The organism is Spirosoma sp. KNUC1025, from assembly GCF_045160025.1.
Lineage (GTDB): Bacteria > Bacteroidota > Bacteroidia > Cytophagales > Spirosomataceae > Spirosoma.
Genome location: NZ_CP087139.1, coordinates 2,278,535 through 2,297,082, shown reverse-complemented (window position 1 = coordinate 2,297,082; position 18,548 = coordinate 2,278,535). Strand labels below are relative to the sequence as shown.

The following is an 18,548-nucleotide window of genomic DNA, read 5'->3' as shown; positions in this document are numbered from 1 at the left end:
AAATCTGGCTTGTATCAGGCTATGTGTTGAAGAGCAGTCAGTATCTGTTCATTGGTAGAGCGACAAGGTTATATCGGATCGTCGAACACCACATCTATCCCATTAAACTTTATAAGCATCGAAATACGCCGGGAACTACTGACCCGGGAATCGTTACACACAATGGCATGACCCTACCCTACATGGGTCATGCTACGTTGAAATTTCTACTAAGCGCTTGGTTTTTATTATGTGTAGCTAACCAAGCTATCTATAAGCAGTAACCGCATTCGGTAAACTTATACTTGTGAGGCTGGTAGCAGGCATATACTTCGCATCGAAATCCAGTATTGCCATAAGTTAATCATTAGTTTACTAAAAGCAAATATGAGTAATATCAGCATTATTATTGATAGCTGTCAGTCTAGCAGATAAATAGAAAAGATACTTTTGAGCGTGATTATAGACTAAATATAACCTTATGATTACTGTTCAAGCCGAAAATTGCCATAATTCCACCAGCTATTCCCTACTGCCTTTGACTCACTTTGGAACGAATCTACAGAATCTAAGCTGGTTAATACTGAATTGACCCATTATCCGACACATCCAAAGCCCGCTACCAGCGATAAGCTCGAAACAGATTTTACACAACAGTATATACTTAATTAATTATTCATCTTAATAATATCATCATAAAACTAACTTAAGTGCCATATTTAGTATTTTTATTCAATTTTTAATAAATTTTTTATTTATTTATTTAATAAAAAGTAAACTAAGGATTATATTTATCAAAAAATTATAAATTTAGATCATATGACTCAGAAGTACTATTCGTCTTATACCCCGTATCAGATGTATGAATCAGACAAGCCAATGAATCTGAAGATTATGGTAATGCGATACGTTCGCAACTGGCCCTGGTTTATTTTATCGATCTGCATAGCGGTGGCGGCTGCCTATGTGTATTCGCTTTATCAGAAACCTATTTACAGGGTACAAACCAGCCTACTGATCAAGGACGATAAGAAAGGACTCAGTGAAGAAAACATCCTTAAGGAGATGGACATCTTTACGCCTAAAAAAGTCATTGAAAATGAAACAGAGATTCTGAGGTCCTTTCCGCTTATGCAGCATGTAGTAACGGAACTGGGAATCGACGTCCGCTATTTTTACCCTTCTTCATTTATAAATGAGGAAATTTATAGCGAGTCGCCGATTCGGCTGGTGGTTGAAAAGCCGAACCCTTCACTTTATAAGAACGAGTTATCATTAACCGTAGTAAACCGTAACACGGTCCGCATAAACGACGTTACGTATCCTGTCAATAAAAGTGTCGACACGCCTTATGGCAAGCTTAAGGTTGTTGGCCAGCGTTCGTTAACACCATCGACCAAGCCACTACTTATTCAGGTAAGCCCGCGCGACGTAGTAATTGAAAGTTACCTGACCCGACTGACGGTAGAGCCGAGCAGCAAAGCCTCAACGGTACTGCAATTGTCGCTGGAAGATGCGGTCCCCGAACGAGGAGAAGCGATTCTGACTAAGCTGATCGAATCATATAATCAGGCAGCCATTTCGGATAAGAACATTGTAGCGGCCAATACGCTTAAGTTTATCGAAGATCGCCTTCTGCTGCTCTCCGGCGAATTGTCGACGGTAGAGAAAGGGGTTGAATCCTTTAAATCCACACAAGGGATTACCGATTTGAGTTCGCAGGCAAGTTTGTTTCTGCAAACAGTTAAAGAAAACGACGATCAACTGAATCAGAATGCCATCCAGTTGGGTATAGTCAACGATCTGGAAACCTATATAGCTCGCAAAGCCGGTGAACGGGGAATGGCTCCTGCCATGATGGCCGTCAATGATCCTATTATGGTCGATTTTGTCAATAAGCTGGCCGAACTGGAAATGAAGCGTGACCAGGTTAGCCAGACCACGGGCGATCAGAACCCGCTGCTGCTTTCGCTGGATACGCAGATAGGGGCGACGAAAGCTAGTCTGGCCGATATGGTTCAGATCATGAAACGTAACCTGATTGGCACACAGCGGAAATTGAACGCCACAAATCATCAGATGGAGCGTTTAATCCGGACTGTTCCCCGCAATGAGCGGGCCTTGGTCGATATCACCCGTCAGCAGGTCATTAAAAATGATTTATATACGTACTTACTGAAGAAGCGGGAGGAAACGGCGCTTTCCTACGCATCGACGGTGGCCGACAGCCGCACAATTGCGCCACCACGTAGCGGTACCAATCCCATCAAACCGGTAAAAGCAACAATATTTATGTTGTTTGGGCTGTTTGGTCTGTTGCTGCCTATCGGTGTGATGGCTGGCCGGGATGCATTGAACGACCGCGTACGTCGCCGGGCCGATATTGAAGAGATGTCGCAGGTGCCGATTCTGGCTGAAATTGCCGCCAGCGGTAACAAAGACAAAAATCAGGTAGTGATGGTAGCCAACAAGCGCTCCGTTGTTGCCGAACAGATTCGAGCGCTCCGAACAAACCTCCAATTTTTACGTAACAAGCCTGAAGACAGCCAGGTCGTTATTTTCACATCCAGCATCAGCGGAGAGGGAAAATCGTTTTTGTCGCTGAACCTGGGGGCCAGTCTGGCGCTGGTTGATCGACCAACTGTTATTCTGGAGATGGACTTACGGAAGCCTAAGCTCCATTCGGTCCTGAGGGCTCCTAATACCGTAGGGTTGAGTAACTACCTTATCAGCGAATGCACACTGGACGATGTGATTCAGGAGGTACCTGGCTTCGATAATTTTTACATCATTACCAGCGGACCGATTCCGCCGAACCCAGCCGAATTATTGAGCGGCCCCCGGCTTGCCCAGCTCTTCCAGGAATTGCGGGAGCGCTTCACCCACGTTATTGTCGATACGCCCCCAATTGGTCTGGTTACAGATGCCCAGCTTATTGCCCCTCATGCCGACGCTACAATGTTCGTGATTCGGACTGATCACACGCCCAAAGGGTGTCTGCGCGATTTGGATATTATCTATAAAGATCAGCGTTTCAACCGCTTAAATGTTGTATTAAACGCCGTTGGCCAAGGCCATTCCTATTATTATAATTATGGTTATTACGAGAAAAGTTAGGTAAGCAACGTCGGTTATTACCTACCCGATCTCAGTTAGTCTCTCTATTAAAGTACGTAAACTATACTGCCGAACTTGAACTTGTTATGCTTGATCTCTCCCTACCATCCTATAATGATACGGTTGTTTCCGAGGAGTCGTACTGGTCAACCGTTGAAAAAAGAGCAACCTTAAGCCGTTATCACCGCTTAGTAAAACGTCTGTTTGACCTGATTGTATCAGGATTGGCCATGTTGTTAATACTGAGCTGGCTGTTTCCAATAATCGGCTTAATTATCTGTTTCTCGTCGCCCGGCCCGATTCTGTTTGTCCAGCTACGAACGGGCCGCAATGGTCGTCAGTTCCGCTGCTTGAAATTCCGGACAATGACCTATCAGTTGCATGCTTCATTTCAGCAGGCCACTAAAAACGATACCCGTATTACGCCAATTGGCAAGTTCCTTCGCAAAACCAATCTGGATGAACTCCCCCAGATCATCAACGTCTTTCTGGGCGATATGAGCATTGTGGGGCCTCGCCCCCATCCTATCCAGCTGGATGCGCAGCATTGGCTCACAACACCCGGTTATCCAGAACGTTACGCCGTAAAACCGGGCATTACCGGGATTGCTCAGGTACGTGGCTGCCGGGGCGAAACGACCCAGCTTTTTCAGATGGAACACCGGCTGCGTTACGATAAACTGTATATCACCAAGCAAACCGTGGTTCTGGACGCAAAGATATGTTTCTGGACAGCCCAGAAGATGATACAGGGTGATGAAAATGCCTACTAGGGTAACCTAACTCAACGTATTATCATGAAGTTACTGCACAAAAATTCGCTTAGTGGCATTGCTCAACTGGGATTGACGGCCACGCTGACTTTTTTCAGCATTCCCATATTCATCCGAATGTTGGGCGCGGAAGCCTACGGTGCTTTTTCCATCGTAACACTGGCTGGCAATCTGAATATCTTCGCCAATCTAGGTCTGAACACGGCACTACTGAAGTTTTTGTCGGTACAGGGCAAGTCAAAAGAATCTGATTACGACATAGCCGTTACGTTAGGATTGCTCCTTCTGATCATGGTTCCGCTGACGATACTGGCACTGGTATTCCAAGCAAGCATTCTGCAGGGGATGCTGGGACTTTCCGATGAATTGTATGCGCAGGTCGTTACGATGTACCGCTGCGTCGTGGCTGCAAACCTGGTGATTTTGCTGGGGCAGACATTCACAACCATTCTGGACTCGCAGCAGCGGATGTACCTGACCAATTTTTATCAACTCATCTATAGCGTTCTGTACTGGGGTGGACTGATTACGGTTGTTAGTCTGGGATACGGTCTGAATGAAGTAGGCATGGTGATTCTGGGCACAGGGATCATCTGGTTTGGCCTGGTAGCCGTAGCAGCCTGGCGGATGTGGGGCAGCCTGCAATTAGGCGGACTTGTTGCCGAAACCAGCCGCATCGCCCGGAAGCAACTAGCGTTTGGCTCCAACGTATATGCAGCAGGGTTACTAACGATGCTCTTCGAACCGATGACCAAGGTACTGGTTTCGCGCCTGATCGGAGTTACGGAAGTTGGGTATCTGGAGATTGCCTACAAGATTCGCTCTCAGCTATGGGCACTGGTCAACAAAGTTACGTATCCGCTCTTCCCACGCATTGCCCGCGAGACTGATCGCGCTCAGTTGAGCCGAATCATAAGCAGTTATCAAACCGGAATGCTGTTGCTCATGATACCGCTGCTTCTTTTCATTAGTCTGACGATGCGGGATATTATTGCGATCTGGCTTCCTACAGCGAACCCAGTTGTTGCTATGGCTACGTTGTGTATTTCAGCCACGTTCATTATCAACAGCTTATCCATACCACCTTATTACTTTCTGGCGAGTCGGCACCACGTTGGCAAAACAGTCTGGGTACAGTTCACCAATGTTAGCGTAAGCTTACTGGTTGGCTTATTAACATACCGCACGTTGGGGGTATACGGCTTTGTACTGGGCAATTCGGCCGCTATTTTATCATCGCTGTTCTTATGCCTGTATTACCAGCGACGGTATCTGGAACAATGGCAGCTTGACATGAGTCAGCTACGCAGCCTGCTGGTGGTCGTTGTTCCAATTGGCATCCTCGCGGTTCTGGCTAGTCTCTGGCTCAGCGATGTCTGGCTCCGTCTGGGCGTCGTTAGTACGTTAATCGCTTTAGGTTATCTCTTATTCCTGCGCCGTTCTTATAAAACGCTTCAAGCTTTATCTGTATAACCACCGATGAGACAATCGCTACGTTCCCTATCCAAAGCTATTAAGGCCGGTATTGTCGATTTACAGTCGGCATTGATCCGGCAAAAAATCAGGCTGCTCTATCCCAACGTAGTACTGGGTCGGAATGTCCGGTTTTATGGCCCTATCGAACTACGGATTGAGAAATCGGCAACGGTTCGCATTGGCGATAACGTAACGTTCCGGTCAGCAACGAAATACAACTTTATCGGTATCAACCGCCCTGTATCGATTTATGCCGGTGCTGGCGCAACCCTGAATATTGGGGAAGGCTGCGGTTTTTCGGGTACAGCGATTGTCGCCACAAACAGCATCATTTTTGAACCATTCTGTCTGCTGGGCGGCAACACCAGCGTGTGGGATACCGATTTTCATCCACTCGATCACCAGCTTCGGCGGGTACAGACAGCAGGAACAAAAACTGCTCCTATTCATATTGGAACCGACGTTTTTGTGGGGGCCAATGTATTGGTCATGAAAGGAGTTTCTATTGGCGCTCGCTCCATCATAGGAGCCGGATCGGTGGTAACCCGGTCTGTTCCTGCCGATGAGATATGGGCTGGCAATCCGGTTCGGTTTATAAAATGCCACCCTGATTCACGTAACGCAGCCCCTCTCAGTACAAAATCGATAGCGATGCTGGCTTAGTTCCGGTCAGATTTTTATCTCATTAAACGAGTAAGCATATGGTTGGTATACTGTTAACAATGTTAGCGATTGGCCTATTTCTTACCCAGAAATATTACCCTTCGCTGCTTATTTTCTTCGGATTCGTCAGCTATGGGTATCTGGTTATTCCTCCAGCGTTTTTACTGGCCGGCTCCCCTATCGAAAAGACAACGGATTTAGCGATTCTGTACGTACTGGCCATTCTTTTATTTCGCCTGTCGACAACCTCGTTGATTGCCCGTAAAGAACCTGTTTTCCGCTGGATTCTTATTTTCCTGGGCTTTGCGCTTATCGATACGTTCTACAGCCATGAGGTACTGGGGTATGATCTGGCTGGCGTTATCAGAGTGTTTCGCTCCAATCTGATCTTTTTGAGTTTTGGCGTTCTGGTTATGGTCCCCACGACCGAATTGTTACGCGTGTGGCATTCAATAGCGATCATAACCGTTCTTCAGTGCATCATTTATCTGTTACAACTTCCGGTTGGTGCTGTTCTGCTGGGCGCGTCTTATAATATCACCGTCAACAATATGGAGACTATTGGCTGGGTGCGCTATTATAACACACCGTCCTTTCTGATACCCGTTTTTTTCTATTATCTGTTTGTGTACCGCAACAGTTCCCGAATGCTTCACTGGGGAATAGTCGGTCTGCTGGCCGCTACGGTGATCGCGCCAATGCACCGCTCCTATATCCTGATTGTCGTGCTGGTAATTAGTGTGTACATAATGTCGCAGCAGACGTTCAGCAAACGGCTTATTTACATAGGCATGCTGGTTGTCGCTGTCAATGGCGCTCTGTTGATCGCGCCAATTCGGGCCCGCGTTGATACTGGCTTATCGGACCTCAGCAACACCTTTGCACCGGGCCGTTCGTTAGCCGCTGTAGACTACAATGCAGAAGACACCTTCAGCTACCGGATGGCGCATTTGTTCGAACGGGTCAACTACGTACTGAAGGAACCCGGACGGTTAATATTTGGCGTAGGGATGTTGTCGGAAGACACGCAACAAGCGGCCAAACTCAACTTTGAAGCGGGGTTATTTAATGAACGGCTGGGCCGAATTTCACAGGTCGACACCGGAGATATTACCTGGTCGCTGCTCATCCTGTATCTGGGCGTTGCCGGAACAATCCTGTTCATTTTCATGCTGATACGCTTTATCCGTTTTTTCTATCAGCATCGCTCCATGCCTTTGAGCGTAGTGGGTTTACTTACACTTTCTACTACGTTGTTTCTGTCATTTACTGGCACGGATCTGGTTCAGATTCATTTCCGGGCAATTTTGATAATGCTACTGGCGACGACAGCCAAGCTAGTCAAAATGAATCAATTAGCCTCTCAATCCGACACGCCGTTGACTGATGAGCCAGAGGCTGCCTCAATAAATAGTGCGGATGGCCTGGTGCCGCCCGTGCTGGTGAGCATCTAACCTTTTTTTCGAACCAACTTATGAATACAGCCTTACCAAAAGTATCCATCATAACGCCCTCTTACAACCAGGGGCAGTTTATTGAAGCCACGATCCGGTCGGTGCTCAATCAAACCTATCCGAACATCGAATACATTATTGTCGATGGCGGATCAACCGACGAGACCATGTCGGTGGTTGAAAAATACCGCGACCGGATCGACATTGTCATTCACGAAAAAGACAAAGGGCAGTCCGACGCGATAAACAAAGGGTTCAAGCTGGCAACGGGCGAGCTGGTTGGCTGGCTTAATTCCGATGATGTTTTCTACCCCGACTGTGTCGCCGAGATCGTCCGGATGTATCAGCAGCAGCCCGATGGTTCCATTTATTACATTCCCTGGCAGAACGGTATTGATGCCAAAGGCACCATTCATAACCTGGCCTGCCGGAAAATTCCGAACCGAAACTACCTGCTCAACACCAGCTATAGCATTATCCAGCCGTCATCGTTTTATAATCGGGAGCACGTACAAGCAGCGGGCTATCTAAACGATTCGATTCATTACTGCATGGATCTGGACCTCTGGCTGCGCCTGCTCAATCATGGGCCGATTTATTATTCGAACATCGACATGCCCTTATCGGGCTTTCGCAACTGGGAACTCTCCAAGACGACAACCGGAGCCGATAAATTCCTGAAAGAAATACGGCAGACCCTGCTGAAACACGGCGCGTCGGTGTACTCACGAAATATCTGTAGCATTCAGGTTGGTCTGTTAAAAGTTTATCTCAAGCGTCTATTGAACTACGGCCATGCATATCGACCTGTATCATCATAAATCCATCCCACACCTGAACCAGATCTTTACTGGCTTCCGGATGCTTGAACGCAAAGGACTGCTTACGCTCACGGTCATCCAGAACAGTGAGCAGGTTTTTGCGGATGCCAGCCTGCCCATCGTTCGTGTGTGCGTGGATAAGCGGCATCACCTGATTTTTGATACGCTCGACGGCTATCGGTTCGATCACAGTTGTTCACCGGCCGAAAATGTACGTCTGCTCGATAGGGTGTTGGGGACCTGCCATTTTTACTTTAAACGGTCCTTTTCCAAACGCCTGAACCGGGGTCTTAACCGAACCAATATTCACCCGCTGGGTCTGAATTACAATGTCTACAATGAATTGTATAGCGAATTCTCGCAGGTAAAGCCGTTCTCCAAAGCCTTTTTGCGACTGCTGGTCACCCACAATCGACTGCTGGCCCGGCTCTCCGACGTAGAGTATTACAACGACCTGAAAGTAGATAATCTGGCCGCTTTGCCCCTGATTCGGGATTCGTACAACTACCCCGGCTCTATCCTTTTTCTGACCCGTCCCTGGGACCCATTCGGGCAGGAATTGCCGCAGGATTTGATTGAAGAGCGGCATGAGATGAATGAGTTTAGAGCTGCCTGTATCAGAGCCTGCCGAAAGGAATTCGGTACGTATTTCACAGGGGGGTTTTCAGATTCAGCCTACGCCCGGTCTATGTATCCCGATCTGATTGTCGATAAATCATTGACGGGTAAAGCAAATTATCTGGGCGTAATGCGCAAGTCGGCCATCTGCGTAGCCACCACCGGCCTGCACGATTCAATTGGCTGGAAATTTGGCGAATACGTATCGCACGCCAAGGGTATCATCTCCGAATCGCTGAAATACACGCTGCCCGGCAGCTTCAGCGAACCCGACAATTACCTGACATTCAGATCGGTCGATGAGTTGCTCCGTCAGATCAACAGCCTGCAGCAGAATCCGGATAAATTGATTGCCATGATGCAGGCTAATCATCAGTACTACACCGAATGGGTACGGCCTGATGCCCTGATTATGAATACGTTGTTACGTGCCACATCAACTCTGCCGGTATGAAAATTGTCCATTGTTTGTTTACGATGCGCACGGGAGGAGCTCAACTACTCACCATCGACCTGCTGAATGAACTCTGCATGACTCATGACGTATCGCTGATTGTGGTCAACGATCATTACAGCGAATCCATGCTGGAAAAGCTGAACAAGAACGTAGCAGTTTACTGCCTGAACCGACGCGAAGGCAGCCGTAATCCCCTGCCGATGCTGCGGCTCAACCTGCTGCTGAACCGAATCCGCCCGGATGTTATTCACTGCCACGAGCGCAAGATGATCCGGCTGATTAAATACAGAGGGGCGCATACCGTTTACACAGTACACGATGTCAATATCCCTACCGATACGTTTCATCAATACCAGACGCTGGTTGCCATTTCTGATGCGGTAGCTAACGATATTCAGACTCGGTCGGCGTTCTCGGCGGTTGTTGTGCCAAATGGCATTCCCATTCACCAGTTTAAGTGCCGGAGTCAGTATACACTAAGACACAACGAGCCAATCCGCTTGGTGCAGATCAGCCGTTTGATCCACGAAAAGAAAGGGCAGGACATTCTGATTCTGGCGCTGGCCAAACTAATCCATGAGCAGGGTATGCACCAGCTCCAGCTGGATTTTGTCGGCGATGGCGAATCACTGGATCATTTGAAGTCACTAACCAAACTGCTGGGTGTTGAACCGTATGTACGATTTCAGGGCGAGAAAGATCGTAACTGGATCAAAGAGCGTTTAGCCTCTTACCACATACTCGTACAACCCTCTCGGTATGAAGGCTTTGGCCTGACCGTAGTGGAGGGGCTGGCAGCTGGACTACCGGTGGCAGCAACCGATATTGAAGGCCCTGCTGAAATTCTGCGCGGTTTGCCGGGTAATATACTTTTCAGCCGGAACAGCGTAGAAGCCTGTGCCGAAGCTCTACAGCGTCTGATTGCTACGTATGACAATGATCATCTGGCTTCTGATCTGCGCATCGCCAAAAAAGGCATTACGCAACGGTTTTCCATTCAGGCCATGACGAAAGCGTATGAGGCTGTCTATCAGAACCATCACGAATCCGTAAGCTTAGTATAACCGAAGAACCTGAAACGTATGAATGCTTTTTCTTTTATCACACAGGACTGGTCGGCAAACCGAAACAATACAAAAGGCAGGCTGATCGGCCTTCTCTTCCGCATTGCCAATAGCGCTTCCAGAAATCGGGCTGTTCGTCTTTTGCTCACTCCTTATCTGGTTCTTTATCGGATACTGGTCGAATGGACACTGGGAACGGAGCTGCCTTATGACGTGGTTGCCGGGCCGGGGCTAAAAATCTATCACGGTCAGGCGCTGGTTGTACACCGGCACACCCGATTTGGCCGCAACTGCACGCTACGTCAATCGACAACAATTGGCAACAATGGTCAACGGGGAGGCTGCCCAGTGATTGGGAACCATGTAAACATCGGTGCGAACGTTTGCATCATTGGCCCGGTCACTATTGGCGATCATGTACAGATCGGTGCAGGCAGTGTCGTTACCAAGTCCATTCCAGCCTATTCAGTGGTCGTTGGCAATCCAGCCCGGATTATCCGGCGGTCTGTTCCCGAAAGTCTCGATCTGATTCCAGAACTGGTTTAAACTGTTTTTAACTCCTCTCTTTTAGCTGAATTATGATACCAACTGCAACTATAACGGAGACCGAAGCACTAATCCCGCAGTCTATTGCCGAACAGGTTCTGACGGCAGGTCCCGATCACATAAACTACCGCGGTGGCGTAGGCAGCGTGATGAACGTATACGCTCGTCATTTTGCTGAATACAAATGCGTTACCAGCCATAAACCAACCACTACCAAGTGGGCTTTGATTCCCTTTTTTATTAGCCAGTACGTTCGTTTTGTTCAGACGTTACGGTCGGACCGGGCCATTCGCATTGTTCATTTACAAGGGTCGTTCAAAGGCAGTTTTTACCGGAAACTAGCCCTTTTCCTGACGGCCAAATATGGCTTTGGCAAGAAGATCGTCTATCACATGCACGGTTCAAAATTCGACGTATTTTATCATAACAGTGACCCCATCAGCAAACGGTTGATTCGGCTGCTGGTTGAAGGCGCCGATACGGTCGTTTGCTTATCCGATTACTGGTATACCTTCTTCTCGGAAAACTTCCGTACCCAACGGCTCGAAATTCTGGGAAATGTTATTCACCAGCGGGAGCCTGAATTGGAAACACCCTTTATCCGCACAGAGAATGGCCCTCTGCAACTGCTTTTCCTGGGTGCTATTGGGGAACGTAAAGGCATCTTCGATCTGCTGGATGCCCTGCGTCAGCACCGGCAGTTTTTCACTGGTCGGCTCGTACTGCGCGTCGGTGGCAACGGCGAAACCGAACGGCTTCAATCGTATATCCGCGATAACCAACTAGAGGAGCTGGTTCAGTTCGAAGGCTGGGTATCGGGCGAGAAAAAGCACGAACTGCTCAGTACCAGCGACGTCTATATCCTGCCATCGTACCACGAAGGGCTGCCTATTTCGATTCTGGAAGCCATGAATTATCAACTGCCCATTCTCTCAACGCCAGTGGGTGGAACCGCCGAAGCGGTACACGAAGGTGTCAACGGATTTCTGGTTTCGCCGGGCGATAAAGAAGCGATGGCCGACCGGCTCATGCGTTTTGTCAGCCAGCCCGAACTGGCCTCAACGATGGGCTTGGCCTCAAGCCGAATTGTTCGTCAGTATTTACCCGAAACGATCTTCCCACAGCTGCGCAATCTGTACGAATCATTACTACAGGAGCCCGCTGCTTAAAACTGAATTAACTGTTTGAATCAACCATGAATTTGACAACTAACGCGCTGGCTGGGAAAAGTTACGTTCCTGCTCTGGATGGTTTCCGGGGGCTGGCCATACTAATCGTCGTCGTCAGTCACTACGGATTTGGGAAATGGATTCCCGGAGGCTTTGGTGTTACGCTGTTTTTCTTCATCAGTGGCTTCCTGATTACCAGACTGCTGATTGCCGAGCACTATAAAACCCAGCAGATTGATCTGAAAGGGTTTTACCTGCGTCGGGTGTTACGTCTTTATCCGGCTTTACTGATGATGGTCATTCTGGCAATCGGTTTTTCACTGAGTACGGGCTGCGGCCTTCAGCCGGGAGATATCCTCTCTACGCTGTTCTACTACCGGAATTATTACATGCTTTATGGCGTCGATGCGAGTGCATTTGCCTGTGGCCGGATGTTCAACATTACCTGGTCGCTGGCTATCGAAGAACACTTCTATTTATTCTTCCCGCTGCTGTTCATCGCGCTGTACCGATGGCCTAAAGTGCTGGGAAGCGTTATGTTTCTGGGGATTATAGGAGCGCTGGCCTGGCGAATTCAGCTCATCACAACCGAGGGGCTTAACGAGATTACCATGTTCAAAACGTATCACTTTACAGAAACACGGCTCGATGCCATTATGTATGGCTGTCTGGTAAGCCTGATCCTGCATCATGACCGTAGCGAACGTTTTCTGCGCCTGACGATTAGCCCCGTTACGTTGACAATTGCCGTTGGTATGCTGCTGTTTACGTTGCTCTATCGCGATGATTTTTTCCGGGAAACCTGGCGCTATTCGATTCAGGGCGTGGCCCTAAGCCTGATTCTGCCTGCCATTCTCTACGGCAAAACCTATATGAGTGTTAAAAACTGGCTGAGTCAGCCTAAACTGGTACTAATCGGGAAATTCAGCTATTCATTATATCTGTTTCACTGGGTTGGTGTGGTTGTCGCCGAGCGGCTGGTTGGTGGAGAGCGGCTAACAGCTACGTGGCTGCTAACGGCCGTTCCGCTTGGTCTTGTGTTGAGTGTCATTAGCTATTATGGGGTTGAAAAACCCACTGCGCGCCTTCGGAAACGTTTCGGATCAACGGTCGAAACTGCGCCAGGACTGCCAGAAGCGCATCTGTCGACAAAACCAACCGCTCTTCGCTAACCGAAGAGCGGTTGCACCAGTACGTCCTTTTACTGAATAAGTACCAAGTATTCACCTGATTATGAGCACCGTAGCAACGACTAGAAATTACACCATTGATGCCGGTCGGCTAATCGCCAGCTTGTTTGTTCTGGCCTTACACGTCGATCTGGGCATTCAGGATGGAACAACCATTGCGCTCATCAAACTGGGGTGCAGGTGGGCCGTACCGTTCTTTTTTCTGGTCAGTGGGTATTTTTATCAGATACGTTTTGCGAAAGACCCGGCAGCTGCCTTTAAGAAAAATACCCTAAGGCTGCTCAAAATATATCTGATAACCTGCGTTGTGTATCTGCCTTTGGCCTATAAGGAAACCGGTGTTTTCTTTAAGCCCGCTTATTTGTACAACGGGACCTACGGACCACTTTGGTTTTTGCCTTCCATGATTCTGGGATTTGTTGTGCTTTACCTGCTCCATCTGCTTCGCTTATCCCAAAAAGCCATGCTTGCAGTTAGCCTTCTGTTTATGGCGTTTGTCTTGCTGAAAGACTCGTATGCTAACCTGATCCCTGGCTTTTCGGCGCTTCCCAACCATCACAAGCGGATATTCATTTCCATTCCATTTTTGTTTTTTGGGATGTGTATCCAGCAGCAGAAAAGCTGGTTCCTACAGCATATCAATTGGTTAGGCGGAGCAGCGCTCATTGTGGCCGGTTATTTTTTGCAGGTTGCGGAGGCTTATATGCTTCAGTCCTTAAAGCAGTATCCTTTGTGGGGTCATCAGTTTCTGATTGGAACGGGCCTGATCGCATTTGGCGTATTTGCCGTAGTGTTGACCGTGCATTCAGGCGCATCGAAACTTAGCCGTTGGGGAGAGCTGTATTCGCTGATGATTTATTTATACCACCCGCTCATCATTGCCTGTCTGATCAGCTTACAGTCGAGCGCGGGCTTCACTACGTCGTGGCCATTAGTGATGGTTTGTGTGGTTTTTGGTGTGACACTACTTGTAGTTAATTTCGTTTATCAGTATCTGCCCGGCGTTTTTGGCTTCTTATCCGGCTCCTTTACGATACCGTTTGAAAAGCAACCCTGGATACGTAGCTGGAAAGCCTGAGCGAACCTAAATTGCGAAAACCGAACAAGGTCTGGGAGATGTCTCAGACCTTGTTTTTTAGGTAGCGGTCCAACTCCATTTGAGGTTCAGCAGATTTCTTCACATTAAAATTCGATTAAAAATGAAGTTTTTTAGCCTTGGACAGTCGATAAGAGAATGTGACAAAATATAACTTTTGAGTCATTTCTCAACTGAATAACAACAATTATGTTCTTATTAAAAATTATTAATAGTTGTGTTCACAATAAATGAAAAGGGAATTTTACTGTGTACATCTGTTAAATAACAGTAACATAAAAAATATGATTTTTCCAAGCACATATCCTTTTTCATATAGCTAATTATCAGATTTATAGATGTTTATATTAGTTTATAATAATAAAAATTAGACAATAACAATAAGTTAGAAAGTGACATTACGTAGGGTATCAGTCTGTTCTACCAAGCTGATACACTTGTATGAACACTTCGGACCGCACTTCCTTAGGCTACGATGACGCAGAAAACGTAAAGAATAGGTATCTTACTTTTAGTTACCGATATCTCCGTTTTGCTGTGTTATCCTTCATCATTTCAACGATGTTAAGTCTGAGCAGTTGCACTGACTCAGACACTATATCACCCGAAAACATCACGACGGCGGCCGCTCGCGAAGATGGTTCGCTCCTGAACATAGATACGTTTGAGGGAAGTACGTTCGCATCGTTCTGGTGGGCCCAGCTCTGGACAAAAACAGCGGGTTATGTTTCAGAGGAGCAACACCGGGCAGGTAAGCAGGCGATGCGCATTAGCTGGAAACCCAGCCAGATGAATGGCACAAATGATATGCTGCATTCCGAACTGCTGACCCGGGCGCTTCCCGAAGGAGAAACCGAGCGCTGGTACGGCTACAGCTCGTATTTCCCGGCGGCATCAATGGCCAACGATGATCAGATTGCCATTGTTAGTCAGTGGCACGGTACGGCAGACCCCGGCTTTTCGGACACCGTTCCCCCTTTATGCATTGAAGTTCAGTCAAACCACCTTTACCTGGCTTATGCAGCTTCTAACAAACCTATTGTCAAGTTACTGCAATCACCCACCAGCAGCAAACGGGTTGATCTGGGGCTGGCCCAGTTTGATCGCTGGGTCGATTACGTAGTACACGTCAAATGGGCGCCAGATGGTAATACGGGCCAATTGCAAGTCTGGCAGAACGGGACGCTGATCCTGAACGAGCAGAATATCAACATCGGCTATCCGCAGATCAATAAGCCTTACTGGAAAATTGGGCTTTACTGCTGGATGGGAAAAAATACGTATCCCGAAAAAGTTGTTTATTACGATGAAGTACGGATTGGTGGACCTACAGCCAATTACGACGTAGTGAAACCCGGCCGGGATAATGGAACAGCCCTGGAATCGGACGCAAAAAAATAACGAAAATAGCCGCCCTCGACTCATTGATCAGGGACGGCTATTTATATAATTGCACGAACTACTTATTCCTGCACGCTGACCGATGCCTGGATCGGGCGCTCAACAGACTGTTTTTCCGGACTGAAAGCGGGTGCCAGCAGCCGATCATAAAGCCGCAGTAGTTTACCGCGCTCATGATCCCAGGAGAGTTCATTGGCTACACGCTGATAGCCGTATTCCCCCATTTCGGTACGAATCTTCGCGTTGTCGAGCAGGTACGTAATCTTGCTGGCGAAATCGTCGATGTCATTTGGTATGGCATATAGTGACGCTTTCTGCGCTGAAAACCGGCCTTCTTTCAAATCAAACTGGACAATCGGCTTTTTCAGGGCCATATATTCCATGATTTTGTTCATAGTCGAGAGGTTGTTCATATCCGTTGGCTTGTCTGGGTTGACACAGACATCCGCCGTATTCAGTACCTCCAGCAACAGATCATCCGGAACACGGCCGTAAAAATCAACGTAATCGGCAAGGCCCATATCTGCTGATAACTGCTTCATGATCTCCAGGCTGGTCCCCCCACCAACTATAGCAAACTGAACATCCTGCCGCTTGGCTTTAATTTTCTGAACGGCTTCAAGCAGCAAGTCGATTCCCTCGCTCTCACAGATGGTGCCCAGATAACCAACCAGATATTTGCGTCCTTTTTTGAACGTATCGTTGCCCGGAACAATGCGCAGCCGGTCCAGTTTGGGGCCCGAACGTACTACCGTAACATCTTCAGGACGCATTTTACCCCGCCGGATCGCAATCTCTTTATACGATTCGTTGGTGGCAATGCTCACATTGGCAACACTGAAGGTAAGCCGTTCGAAGAGTAACATCAGCCGGTAGAAAAAGTCTTTCTTGCCGAACTTGGCGAGATAAAACTCCGGGTTAATATCGTGATGATCGAAGACATATTTAACACCAAACAGCTTGAAAGGAAGCGCAACCGTAAAAATCAAGTCGGGCGGATTACAGCCGTGGATCGCCTGAAATGGTTTTTTTGCGAAGATTTTGATGGCGTACCAATACCACCAGAAAATAGACGTACCATATTCGACCAGGTAGCCCAGCGCGCCCGAAGCTTCAACCGGTAACGGGTGCCGATAAACGTCGATGCCGTCAATCTGTTCAAATGGTGTTGTGTATCCTTTCATGCGCGGACATATGACACTTACTTCCGCACCGGCTTCGCGCAGGGTCGTTGCTTCCTGCCATACGCGCCGGTCGAAAGGAACAGGTAAGTTTTCGACAATAATCAAAACGTGTTTACCTGCAAGATTTTCGTACTGATTAATAGGCTTCATGGTTGTATTCCTTTAGAAAAGTCGTCGTTAGTAAGCCATTTGTGCTGGTGCTTCGTTGGTACTTGGCGACCAGTTAATCCCGATATATTGATTGCTAGGGTCAAGTTCAGCCGAAATACGTACCAAATCAACAATCACCTTGTCGGTTGTTTCACTCAGTATCTGCACGAACTCCGCTTCTTTCGTACTGACAACCAGCACATCACACCAGTTGAGCAACTCACGGCTATCCTGTACCATCAGGCAGGACAGGTGCGGAATATGCCGGTCAATATATTCTTTGTTCGTTCCGGTCAGCTTCGATGTCTGTACGTTCTGGTCGTATATCTTAATCGAAAATCCTTTCCCGAGCAGTGTTTCGGCCAGTTCAACGGCAGGGCTATTCCGCAGGTCATCAGTTCCCGCTTTGAACCCGATACCCAGGAAACCAATATTCCGATAGCCCTGCTGCGTCAGAATCGACACGGCACGCAGCATCTGGATCTCGTTGGTCTTATGGATACTGTTCAGCAGCGGCACCTGCAAATACAGATCGTGCGCCAGTGTTTGGAGTCCTTTCAGGTCCTTCGGCAGGCAGGAGCCACCATAGGCAAAGCCCGGTTTGAAATAATAATTGGAGATGTTGAGCTGCTTATCCTTGCAAAAAATATCCATCACCTGATGGGAATCGATACCCAACGATGAGCAGATGTTCCCTACCTCATTGGCAAACGAAATTTTAAGAGCGTGATACGTATTATTCACGTATTTCATGATCTCGGCGGTTTTGGTATCGGCCACAACCACTTCGGCAGGCAATTGCTCATACAAGCTTCTGATGATTGCGCCAGCCCGCTCAGATTCCGTTCCAATAACTGTGAGTGGTGGGTGATAATAATCGTTAACGGCAGAGCCTTCGCGCAGAAATTCCGGATTGCTAACTACGGCGAAATCGACGTTATGTTCTTTCCCCGAACGCTTTTCAATCAGAGCGGCAATTTTCTCGCAGGTACCCGGCATTACTGTCGACCGAATGGCGATAACGTGAAAATGATCCTTTTCGGCCAGCACGGTTCCGAAGTGTTCGGCCACGTTAAAGATGTATTGTAAATTCAGGTGTCCCTGAGGAGTGGATGGCGTACCTACAGCGATGATGGATACGTCCGAATTCATGATGGCTTCCCGGAAATTGATGGTTGCCCGGATACGGCCCAGCGAATGCTGCGTAGCCATAATCATGTCAATATCTTTTTCAACAATCGTGGCCCGACCGCTATTAATCTGACCAACTTTGATCGGGTTTACGTCAACTCCAATCATTTCGTGGCCATTCTGAGCCAGGCAGCCCAGACTTACACAACCTACATATCCTAGACCGAAAATACTGATTTTCATAGTTTTAAGTACAGTT

The 18,548-nt window shown here is 47.8% G+C and carries 15 protein-coding genes; 13 read left to right on the top strand and 2 right to left on the bottom strand.

Features of this window, described 5'->3' with window-relative positions:
- Window positions 1-798 precede the first annotated feature (798 nt).
- The 13 genes from LN737_RS09955 (at window position 799) to LN737_RS09895 (ending at window position 15,824) form a co-directional block, all read left to right on the top strand.
- A complete protein-coding gene (locus LN737_RS09955) occupies window positions 799-3,096 on the top strand; it encodes a tyrosine-protein kinase family protein (RefSeq protein WP_405518427.1) in 2,298 nt (765 codons plus the stop codon).
- A gap of 86 nt (window positions 3,097-3,182) precedes the next feature.
- Window positions 3,183-3,869, top strand: a complete 687-nt coding sequence (locus tag LN737_RS09950) for a sugar transferase (protein WP_405518425.1) — start codon at window positions 3,183-3,185, stop codon at window positions 3,867-3,869.
- Between the two features lie 24 nt (window positions 3,870-3,893).
- Window positions 3,894-5,342, top strand: a complete 1,449-nt coding sequence (locus LN737_RS09945; RefSeq protein ID WP_405518423.1) for a lipopolysaccharide biosynthesis protein — start codon at window positions 3,894-3,896, stop codon at window positions 5,340-5,342.
- Window positions 5,343-5,348: 6 nt separating this feature from the next.
- Complete coding sequence (locus LN737_RS09940) at window positions 5,349-6,008, top strand: acyltransferase (protein ID WP_405518421.1); 660 nt, start codon at window positions 5,349-5,351, stop codon at window positions 6,006-6,008.
- A 38-nt stretch (window positions 6,009-6,046) separates the two neighbouring features.
- Complete coding sequence (locus tag LN737_RS09935; RefSeq protein WP_405518419.1) at window positions 6,047-7,462, top strand: hypothetical protein; 1,416 nt, start codon at window positions 6,047-6,049, stop codon at window positions 7,460-7,462.
- Between the two features lie 20 nt (window positions 7,463-7,482).
- A complete protein-coding gene (locus LN737_RS09930) occupies window positions 7,483-8,283 on the top strand; it encodes a glycosyltransferase family 2 protein (RefSeq protein WP_405518418.1) in 801 nt (266 codons plus the stop codon).
- Window positions 8,258-9,355, top strand: coding sequence for a hypothetical protein (locus LN737_RS09925; protein ID WP_405518416.1), 1,098 nt, complete (start codon window positions 8,258-8,260; stop codon window positions 9,353-9,355). Before LN737_RS09930 ends, LN737_RS09925 begins: the two co-directional genes overlap by 26 nt.
- The gene (locus LN737_RS09920) at window positions 9,352-10,422 is read left to right on the top strand and encodes a glycosyltransferase family 4 protein (protein WP_405518413.1); all 1,071 of its coding nucleotides are present in this window, start codon (window positions 9,352-9,354) and stop codon (window positions 10,420-10,422) included. The genes LN737_RS09925 and LN737_RS09920 overlap by 4 nt, the downstream gene beginning before the upstream one ends.
- Window positions 10,423-10,440: 18 nt before the next feature.
- Complete coding sequence (locus LN737_RS09915; RefSeq protein ID WP_405518411.1) at window positions 10,441-10,968, top strand: serine acetyltransferase; 528 nt, start codon at window positions 10,441-10,443, stop codon at window positions 10,966-10,968.
- A gap of 32 nt (window positions 10,969-11,000) precedes the next feature.
- Window positions 11,001-12,137, top strand: a complete 1,137-nt coding sequence (locus LN737_RS09910) for a glycosyltransferase family 4 protein (protein ID WP_405518409.1) — start codon at window positions 11,001-11,003, stop codon at window positions 12,135-12,137.
- 26 nt (window positions 12,138-12,163) lie between these two features.
- Window positions 12,164-13,309 (top strand): acyltransferase, encoded by a 1,146-nt coding sequence (locus LN737_RS09905; RefSeq protein ID WP_405518407.1) that lies wholly within the window; start codon window positions 12,164-12,166, stop codon window positions 13,307-13,309.
- A 61-nt stretch (window positions 13,310-13,370) separates the two neighbouring features.
- Complete coding sequence (locus LN737_RS09900) at window positions 13,371-14,405, top strand: acyltransferase (protein WP_405518406.1); 1,035 nt, start codon at window positions 13,371-13,373, stop codon at window positions 14,403-14,405.
- A 579-nt stretch (window positions 14,406-14,984) separates the two neighbouring features.
- Window positions 14,985-15,824 (top strand): polysaccharide lyase, encoded by an 840-nt coding sequence (locus tag LN737_RS09895; RefSeq protein ID WP_405518404.1) that lies wholly within the window; start codon window positions 14,985-14,987, stop codon window positions 15,822-15,824.
- A gap of 62 nt (window positions 15,825-15,886) precedes the next feature.
- On the opposite strand, the gene LN737_RS09890 is transcribed toward LN737_RS09895, so the two are convergent.
- Together LN737_RS09890 and LN737_RS09885 are read right to left on the bottom strand one after the other, a co-directional pair.
- Complete coding sequence (locus LN737_RS09890) at window positions 15,887-17,158, bottom strand: glycosyltransferase family 4 protein (protein ID WP_405518402.1); 1,272 nt, start codon at window positions 17,156-17,158, stop codon at window positions 15,887-15,889.
- A gap of 27 nt (window positions 17,159-17,185) precedes the next feature.
- Window positions 17,186-18,532 carry a nucleotide sugar dehydrogenase gene (locus LN737_RS09885; protein WP_405518400.1) on the bottom strand — a complete coding sequence of 449 codons (1,347 nt, stop codon included), beginning with the start codon at window positions 18,530-18,532 and terminating at the stop codon, window positions 17,186-17,188.
- Window positions 18,533-18,548 lie beyond the last annotated feature (16 nt).